This window comes from Thermocrispum sp., assembly GCF_002919275.1.
In the GTDB taxonomy this organism is placed as follows: Bacteria; Actinomycetota; Actinomycetes; order Mycobacteriales; family Pseudonocardiaceae; genus Thermocrispum; species Thermocrispum agreste.
Genome location: NZ_PKFA01000011.1, coordinates 19520 through 28068, shown reverse-complemented (window position 1 = coordinate 28068; position 8549 = coordinate 19520). Strand labels below are relative to the sequence as shown.

Sequence of the window (8549 nt, the reverse complement as noted above, 5' to 3'; positions counted from 1 at the left end):
GACGGTGGGCGTCGGGCAGTCCGAGGTCACCGTGGCCAACATGGTCGACACGTTCCTCTACCTGACCCTGGCCCGCACCGGAGACCAGCTACAGGGCATCAAGCGCGGCATCCTCGAACTGGCCGACGTGATCGCGGTGAACAAGGCCGACGGCGAGCACGAACCGGACGCCCGCAAGGCCGCCAGGGAGCTGTCCGGAGCGATGCGCATGCTGTTCGGCAAGGGCGCGCCGTGGATCCCGCCGGTGCTCACCTGCAGCGGCCTGACCGGTGCCGGGCTGGACAAGGTGTGGGAGAAGGTCGTCGAGCACCACACCCGGCTGCGGGACTCCGGCGAGCTGGTGGCCAAGCGCGGCAGGCAGCAGGTCGACTGGACCTGGTCGATCGTGCGGGAGCAGCTGCTGGCCCGGCTGACCGAGCGGCCCGCGGTCCGCAAGGTCGCCCAGGAGGTCGAAGAGCTGGTACGCGCGGGTGAGATGACGGCGAGTCTCGCGGCGCAACGCATTCTGGACGCCGTCGACGAGTAAGTTTGTCACCCATGACGGTTAGCGGTGGTGACTCAGAGCAGCCGCCTCGCCCCGAGGAAGGCATGACCCGGCCAGATGCAGGCAGCCGACCGCCGGAGGCCGCGCAGCAGCCCGCAGCGGGTGAGCGGGCGCCGATCCAGCCACCGAAGCCGTCCGCGCCGCAGCCGGCGCAGGCACCGGGTGGTGGCAAGGAACGGCGCAGCATCAACAAGCTGCGGGTGGCCGGCTACGCGCTGCTGGTGGTCGCCGTGCTCGCGGCGCTGGTGCCGATCCTCGGCCTGGCCTCGGATCAGCAGTCGTCGAGTTCCCAGGCGGCCAGGCAAGCGGCCGAGCAGACCACGACGACCACCACTCGATCGAAGGAAAAAACGGAGAAATCCGCGACCCGCAAACCCCGGGCGAGCACGTCCGCCACGCGCTCCAAGCCGGCCTCCAGCACGACCCGGAAATCGCGCGAACCCGCCGCCGACACCGCAGGTCTGGGCCCGATCATCACCGACGAGGCCACCGAGCGTGCAGAGGCCGAACAGGCCAGGCGTAAACTGATAGTCGGCGGTGTCGCCGTCGGCCTGCTGCTGATCGTGTTGTGGGGCCGCCGGGTACGAGCCGCGAAGAGCAAGCAGTAACTCTTCACCGCGGCGCGAGCGACGACCGACGACAGCGGGACCGAAATCCGGTCACCGCTTGCCGCAGGAACCCAACCGCCGGGCTAGGCGTCTCACCTGCAAGGACGTGGTTCGATCCCGTGTCCGGCAGGATTAGGCTCACGCGCAGTCGCATTGTGTGAGTCGTTTCCGGTCTGCGGTCCGTGCATGTGTTGGTACCTCTTGCGGCGGCGCACGTCCTGCAGTCGACCCAGCTTGGAGGTGAGTTATGACGACGACGTCCCCGCACCCGCGCTCGGCAGGCCGTCGCCTTGAGCGCGTCGAGGCGGACGTCCTCGAGTCGATGCCCGATGCTGGGGGTCGCGACGACAACCCCATCGGGGAACCCACCATCACCGACGAGCGTCTCGACGGGCTGATCACCCCGGACGGCGTCACCATGGCTGATGTGGAAGACCTCGGTGCGGGCCGCGGCCCCGACTGGCTCGACGGGTGGCTCGAGCGGCACGCGGCGGACGTCGTCGCGTGGCGTCGTCACATTCACGCCAACCCCGAGCTGGCGCGCCGCGAGTACGGCACCACCGAGCTCGTCGTGCGGCACCTGCGCTCGCTCGGCCTCAAGCCGGAGGTGCTGCCGCTGGGCACCGGCGTGGTGTGCGACATCGGCACCGGGGAGAAGTGCGTGGCGCTGCGCGCGGACATGGACGCGCTGCCGATCACCGAAGCGACCGGTCTGCCGTACTCGTCGTCCGTCGACGGTGTGGCGCACGCCTGCGGGCACGACGCGCACACCGCGATCCTCATGGCCGCCGGGGCGGCGCTGGCCGCCGCGCCCGAGCTGCCCGGCCGGGTGCGGCTGATCTTCCAGCCCGCCGAGGAGGTCATGCCGGGCGGCGCGCTGGACGCCATCGAGGCGGGCGTGCTCAACGGCGTGGACCGGATCTTCGGCCTGCACTGCGACCCGCGGCTGCCGGTCGGCCAGGTCGGTGTCCGGGTCGGCGCCATCACGTCGGCGGCGGACCTGCTGGAGCTGCGGTTGACCTCACCGGGCGGGCACACGTCCCGGCCGCACCTGACCGCGGACCTGGTGCACGCGCTCGGCACGGTCATCACGAACCTGCCCGCGGTGATCTCCCGCCGGGTGGACCCGCGTTCCGGCACGATCCTGGTGTGGGGCGCGGTGCACGCCGGGGAGGCGGCGAACGCGGTGCCGGAGGAGGGTGTGCTGCTCGGCACGCTGCGCACCGCCGACCACGACGTCTGGCTGAAGATGGAGTCGCTGGTCAACCCGGCCGTGGAGTCGCTGCTGGCGCCCACCGGCGTCGGGTTCACGCTGAACTACCGCCGCGGCGTGCCGCCGGTGGTGTGTGACGCGGAGAGCACGGCGTACCTGTCGGCTGGCGTGGACGCCGCGCTGGGCGAGGGTGGCCTGACCTCCACCGAGCAGTCCTCCGGTGGGGAGGACTTCGGCTGGTACCTCGAGCACGCCCCCGGAGCGTTCGCGCGGCTGGGGGTGTGGGACGGCAAGGGCCCGCAGCGCGACCTGCACCAGGGGACGTTCGTGCTGGACGAGCGGGCACTGTTGACCGGCACCAGGGTGATGGTGCACACGGCGCTGTCCGCGCTGGCCGGTAGCAGGGACTAGGGACCCGGTCGGCCTGCCGGAAGCTGGTGTGCGCCGGGTGCGGATCGGTCTGCCAGGTCGGCACCGGCGGGCACTCCGGTGGTGTCGGACACGCGCAGGTGATGCGAAGACGTGAAAGCGGCCGCCTCGGTCACCGGGGCGGCCGTTGTCATGCCCGAGTCACGGGCCGGTGCCCGTGCGTGAGTCACCAGCCGGTGCCTTGCTCGTACCGGTTCACGGACCGATGCCTTTGCAGGGCCGGGTGCGCAGGTCGTTGACGTAATCCGCAGGCGCGCCCGCCGCCTCTGCGGCGTCGGCCAGCACCCCGAGGTACCTGGCCGAGGGCAGGCCCCCCTCGTAGGCGTCCAGCACGTAGAGCCAGGCCAGAACCGGTCCGTCCAGCGTCTGCACCCGCAGGCGGATCTTGGTGTGCAGACCGAGCTCGCCGCCCTCCCAGCTGTCCAGCTGCCGCTCGTCGGTCTCGCACACGTCGTAGAGCACGACGAACACGCGCGAGTCGGGGTCGGGCACGATGGTGGCCAGCGCGCCTTCCCAGCCGAGATCCTCACCACCGAAGGTGAGGCGCCAGCCCTCGATCCACCCGGTCCCGGCCATGGGGGAATGAGGTGCGCGCTCCATCATCTGCGCGGGATCCATGTTGGACCCGTACGCGGCGTAGAGAGGCACGCCCGAGATAGTAACCTCCGACGCGAGGCGAAGCGGTGAGGAGGCAACCTGGTGGCGACCATCGTGATCATGGGCGGAGGGCCTGCAGGCTACGAGGCCGCATTGGTGGCCGCGCAGCTGGGGGCTGATGTCACGGTGATCGAGCGGGACGGCCTCGGCGGGGCGTGCGTGCTCTACGACTGCGTGCCGTCGAAGACGTTCCTCGCTTCGTCGGGAGCGCGCGCGGGGCTGCACCGGATGGGCGAGCTGGGCATCGACCTGGACACGCACTCGGCCGGCGTGGATCTGCGCAAGGTGCACGGCCGCGTGAAGGGGCTGGCGCTGGCCCAGTCGGCGGACATCCGGGCCCGGCTGCAGCGCGAGGGCGTGCGCGTGATCATGGGCACCGCCCGGTTCTGCGATCCGGAACCCGGCCTGGCCGAGCACCACATCGAGGTCATCGAGCATTCCGGCGCCCGGCAGGTGCTCAAGGCGGACGTCGCGCTCATCGCCACCGGCTCGACGCCGCGGGTCCTGCCGGGGGCCGAGCCGGACGGCGAACGCATCCTCACCTGGCGGCAGATCTACGACCTGCCGGAGCTGCCCGAGCACCTGATCGTGGTCGGCTCCGGGGTGACCGGCGCGGAGTTCGCCTCCGCCTACCTGGAGCTCGGCGTGCGGGTCACCGTGGTGTCCAGCCGCGACCGCATCCTGCCGCACGAGGACGCGGACGCCGCGGTGGTGCTCGAGGAGGTCTTCAACCAGCGTGGCGCCACGCTGGTCAAGCGAGCCAGGGCGGACCGAGTGGAGCGCACCGAGAAGGGCGTGCGAGTTCACCTGACCGACGGACGCACGATCGAGGGAAGCCATGCGCTGATGACCGTCGGGTCGGTGCCCAACACCTCCGACATCGGATTGGAGACGGTCGGTATCGAGCCGGACGAGCGCGGCTACATCACCGTCGACCGGGTGTCCCGCACCAGCGTGGCCGGCATCTACGCCGCGGGGGACTGCACCGGGGTGCTGCAGCTGGCGTCCGTGGCCAGCATGCAGGGGCGTATCGCCATGTGGCATGCGCTCGGCGAAGGCGTCTCGCCGATCAAGCTCAAGACGGTGGCGGCGAACGTGTTCACCCACCCGGAGATCGCCACGGTCGGCATCGGGCAAGCGGCCATCGACTCGGGCGAGGTGCCCGCACGCACGATCATGCTGCCGCTGGCCACCAACGCCAGGGCGAAGATGGAAGGCCTGCGCCGCGGTTTCGTCAAGCTGTTCTGCCGCCCGGCCACCGGTGTGGTGATCGGCGGCGTCGTGGTCGCACCGGGGGCCAGTGAGCTGATCCTGCCGATCGCGCTGGCGGTGCAGAACCAGCTCACCGTCGAGTCGATCGCCACCACGTTCTCGGTGTATCCGTCGCTGACCGGATCGATCACCGAGGCCGGTCGGCGCCTGATGCGGCACGACGATCTGGACTAGCGCGCCCGGGCGTCAGGACACCCGCAGTGAGCGGGTCACCGCGGACAGTTCGTCCCTGCTCAGCTCTTCGGCCTCGAGCCAGAAGGGTCCTTGGCCGCGTTCGACGAAGATCACGGTGTAGCTGGTGGAGCGGCACTCGTTGGTGCATTCCAGGTAGCCCACGGTGAACTGGTGCCCGCGGCCGGCCGGGGTCGCCACCCGCTGTGTCCGTTCGGGCAACTGCTCGCTGCTGGTCCACGAGGGATAGCGCCGGTTGACCGCCTCCCGGTCCGGGCAGGCCTGCCCTCCGGCGGGCACCATGGCCACGGTCAGTCGCTTCCACGGGCTGTCCTTGTCCAGCTTGCCCCACGTGTAGCGGTGCGCCGGGCACTCCGGGTCGTCTTCCTCCAGCGACCCGTCCCCGAAGTACCCCGGGATCCGGAGGGTGAAGGTCACGTCCTCGAAGGTGACGTCGACCGGGTTCGTGGCGTCCCGCGGTGGGGCCGGCGTCGAGGTGGACGTCGTCGGTTGCGGCGGGGTCGGAGCCGGTGTCCCTGGCGTCTGGCACCCGCTGACGACCAGGGCGGCCAGCAGCGCCGTGGCAACCGTGCTCCATCGCGCTCGTGTCATGTCGATATTCGACGATGCCGGGACGCGCCCGGTTTCGCACGGGATGTTCCCGCTCGACGACGGTACCGTGAAGGCATGAACGCGACGGGATCCACCGCACCCTCGGGGCGACTGGGAGTCGACGAGCGAGCAGAGAACTGGCGGCGGCTGGGCGAGGAAGAGTTCGACGTCCTGGTCATCGGTGGCGGCGTGGTCGGCGCGGGCACCGCGTTGGACGCCGCCACCAGGGGCCTGCGTGTGGCCCTGGTGGAGGCCAGGGACCTGGCGTCGGGCACGTCCAGCCGGTCGAGCAAGCTTTTCCACGGTGGCCTGCGTTACCTGGAGCAGCTGGAGTTCGGGCTGGTGCGGGAGGCGCTGCGGGAGCGCGAGCTCATGCTCACCCGCATCGCGCCGCACCTGGTCAAGCCGGTGTCGTTCCTCTACCCGCTGACGCACCGGGTCTGGGAGAGGCCCTACACCGCGACCGGCTTGTTCCTCTACGACCGGATGGGCGGCGCCAAGTCGGTGCCCGGTCAGCAGCACTTGACCAGGGCGGGAGCGCTGCGCATGGTGCCCGCGCTGCGGCGAGACAAGCTGGTCGGCGGCATCCGGTACTTCGATGCGCAAGCCGACGACGCCCGGCACACGCTGACCGTGGCGCGGACGGCGGCGCAGTACGGCGCGGTCATCCGCACGTCGACCCAGGTGGTCGACTTCCTGCACGAGTCGGACCGGGTGTCCGGTGTGCGGGTGCGTGACGTGGAGACCGGTGAGGAGACCGACGTCCAGGCGGGCGTGGTCGTCAACTGCGCGGGTGTGTGGACCGACCAGGTGCTGCAGATGTCCGGCAGCCGGGGCCGCTTCCGGGTACGGGCGTCCAAGGGCGTGCACATCGTGGTGCCCCGGGAGAAGATCGTCTCGGATTCCGGGGTCATCCTGCGCACGCCGACGTCGGTGCTGTTCATCATCCCGTGGAAGGGTCACTGGATCATCGGCACCACGGACACCGACTGGCATCTCGACCTGGCGCACCCGGCGGCCACCGCCAAGGACATCGCCTACATCCTGGACCAGGTCAACTCGGTGCTGAACACCCCGCTGACCACCGACGACATCGAAGGCGTCTACGCCGGGCTGCGGCCGCTGCTGGCCGGGGAGTCGGAGCAGACGTCGAAGCTGTCCCGGGAGCACGCGGTGGCGCGGACGGCGCCGGGGTTGGTGGCCATCGCGGGCGGCAAGTACACCACGTACCGGGTGATGGCGGCCGACGCCGTCGACGCGGCCGCGAACGAGCTGCCGATCCGGGTTCAGTCGTCGATCACCGACAAGGTGCCGCTGCTCGGCGCGGACGGCTACCACGCGCTGGTCAACCAGGCCGATCAGCTGGCCGTGCGGCACGGCCTGCACCCGTACCGGGTCCGGCACCTGCTGGACCGCTACGGGTCGCTGATCTACGAGGTGCTGGATCTGGCCAACGGCCGGCCCGACCTGTTGCGGCCGATCGCCGAAGCACCCGACTACCTGCGGGTGGAAGCGGTGTACGCGGTGACCCACGAAGGCGCGCTGCACCTGGAGGACGTGCTGGCCCGCCGGACGCGGATCTCGATCGAGTACCCGCACCGGGGTACGGCCTGCGCGGACGAGGTGGCCGAGCTGATCGCGGAGCCCCTCGGTTGGTCGCAGCAGACGATCAAGCGCGAGGTCGAGCTGTACAACGCGCGGGTCACCGCCGAGCGGGAGGCGCAGCAGCAGCCGGACGACGAAGCAGCCGACAAGCGGCGGCGTGCCGCGCCGGATGTGCGGGCCGGGGTGGTGGTTCCGGCCGGTTGATGGCTGGCTGGCGGCCGCGGGGTAGTGGTTGCTGCGTGGTGTGCTGGTGGTCGTGCGGTGTTGGGCTGGTGGGTTGTTGACGAGGTGGCCTGCCAGCGGGCGGTGCCGGGTGTGCGGGCTGGGGTGGCAGCCCCGGCCGGTTGATGGCCGGCCGCGGGGGATCAGCGCCCGGGTGCTGCTTCCTGCGCGCCGCTGGTGATCGTCCAGCGCTGCGCCGGCAGGCCGTCGACGCCGGTCGTCGTGCCGGTGTAGGTGAACCCGCACCGGGCGGCGAGCGCAGCCGAGGCGGTGTTGTCCTCGTCGCAGACGTAGTCGATGCGGGCCAGCTCCAGCGCGCCGAAACCGAACCGCACGGCGGCCGAAAGCGCCGCTGCGCCGACGCCACGCTTGCGCGTGACCGGATGGACCCAGATCGCCGCCTCCGGCGGCGAAAGGGCGGACGGGTGCAGGTTCTTCAACCCGACCTCGCCGAGCAGGAACCCGGTCGTCGGCTCCGCGATCGCCCAGGACGCGCGCTGGTTCAGCTTCCATTCCCTGGCCCGGGTCGCGATGTAGTCGCCCGCCTCGTCGATGGTCTCGATCCGGTACGCGCGCACGAACCGGCGCATCGCCGGGTCGGAAAACGCCTTCACCAGCGCGGGCCGGTCGTCCAGCCGGTCGTCGGCGCGGAAGGCGCGCAGGTAGCAGGTACCCGCGTTGATCTCCACCGGTTCCATGTGCCGCCTTTCAGCCCTGCCGTCTGTCAGCGATACCCCTGTTTGCCGATCGCCCTGATCACGATGATGGTGACGGCGGGCAGCAGGAAGACCGGCCAGAAACCCCGCGCCACGAAGAAGAACAGCACCACGGCGACGATGGCCGCGATCGGCACCGCGGACGTCACGAAGCGGTCGGCGAGCCCGCGCGGCCGCGAGGCGGCGGGCGGTGCGGTGCGCTCCGGCTCCGGCAGCTTGCTGACCAGCACTTCCGGATGCGGATCCGGCAGATCGCGGAAGATCGGCACCAGGTCGCCGCGCGTCTTGGCGGCCACGATCTGCGCGGATCGTTCGCCGTACTCGTCGATGTCCAGCCGCCCGTTGGCCATGTGGACGTTCAACGCCTCCAAGGCCTGCTCACGTTCGGCGTCGCTGATCCGCAACTCCGGCCTGTCCGGGTTCACACCATCGATCGTACGGGCCCCGGCGCCGCCTTGGCTGCACCGATTCCGCCGCCGCACCGCACAGGCCGGCCGTTC

Annotated in this window: 9 protein-coding genes; 5 read left to right on the top strand and 4 right to left on the bottom strand. The window is 70.8% G+C overall.

The window, feature by feature from the left end; all coding sequences use genetic code 11:
- The 3 genes from CXP56_RS02035 to CXP56_RS02025 form a co-directional block, all read left to right on the top strand.
- On the top strand, nt 1-526 hold a 526-nt coding region (locus CXP56_RS02035; RefSeq protein WP_502694557.1), incomplete at its 5' end, for a P-loop NTPase family protein.
- Between the two features lie 62 nt (nt 527-588).
- Nucleotides 589-1152: a hypothetical protein gene (locus tag CXP56_RS02030; RefSeq protein WP_286899427.1), complete on the top strand. Its 564-nt coding sequence runs from the start codon at nt 589-591 to the stop codon at nt 1150-1152.
- Between the two features lie 322 nt (nt 1153-1474).
- A complete protein-coding gene (locus CXP56_RS02025; RefSeq protein ID WP_028848859.1) occupies nt 1475-2776 on the top strand; it encodes an amidohydrolase in 1302 nt (433 codons plus the stop codon).
- A gap of 213 nt (nt 2777-2989) precedes the next feature.
- On the opposite strand, the gene CXP56_RS02020 is transcribed toward CXP56_RS02025, so the two are convergent.
- The gene (locus CXP56_RS02020; RefSeq protein ID WP_028848860.1) at nt 2990-3442 is read right to left on the bottom strand and encodes a gamma-glutamylcyclotransferase family protein; all 453 of its coding nucleotides are present in this window, start codon (nt 3440-3442) and stop codon (nt 2990-2992) included.
- Nucleotides 3443-3493: 51 nt separating this feature from the next.
- Here CXP56_RS02020 and CXP56_RS02015 point away from each other — a divergent pair, with 51 nt between their 5' ends.
- Complete coding sequence (locus tag CXP56_RS02015) at nt 3494-4897, top strand: NAD(P)H-quinone dehydrogenase (protein ID WP_156899358.1); 1404 nt, start codon at nt 3494-3496, stop codon at nt 4895-4897.
- Between the two features lie 12 nt (nt 4898-4909).
- Here the strand turns inward: CXP56_RS02015 and CXP56_RS02010 are convergent, their stop codons facing one another.
- The gene (locus tag CXP56_RS02010) at nt 4910-5506 is read right to left on the bottom strand and encodes a hypothetical protein (protein WP_156899360.1); all 597 of its coding nucleotides are present in this window, start codon (nt 5504-5506) and stop codon (nt 4910-4912) included.
- Nucleotides 5507-5581: 75 nt separating this feature from the next.
- Between CXP56_RS02010 and glpD the strand changes: the two genes are divergently transcribed.
- Complete coding sequence (gene glpD / locus CXP56_RS02005) at nt 5582-7315, top strand: glycerol-3-phosphate dehydrogenase (RefSeq protein WP_051310418.1); 1734 nt, start codon at nt 5582-5584, stop codon at nt 7313-7315.
- Nucleotides 7316-7476: 161 nt separating this feature from the next.
- Here the strand turns inward: glpD and CXP56_RS02000 are convergent, their stop codons facing one another.
- Together CXP56_RS02000 and CXP56_RS01995 are read right to left on the bottom strand one after the other, a co-directional pair.
- Entirely contained in the window at nt 7477-8031 is a 555-nt protein-coding gene (locus CXP56_RS02000; RefSeq protein ID WP_084609356.1) for a GNAT family N-acetyltransferase, read from the bottom strand.
- Nucleotides 8032-8057: 26 nt separating this feature from the next.
- Nucleotides 8058-8474 carry a DUF1707 SHOCT-like domain-containing protein gene (locus CXP56_RS01995; RefSeq protein ID WP_038045537.1) on the bottom strand — a complete coding sequence of 139 codons (417 nt, stop codon included), beginning with the start codon at nt 8472-8474 and terminating at the stop codon, nt 8058-8060.
- Between the last annotated feature and the right edge of the window lie 75 nt (nt 8475-8549).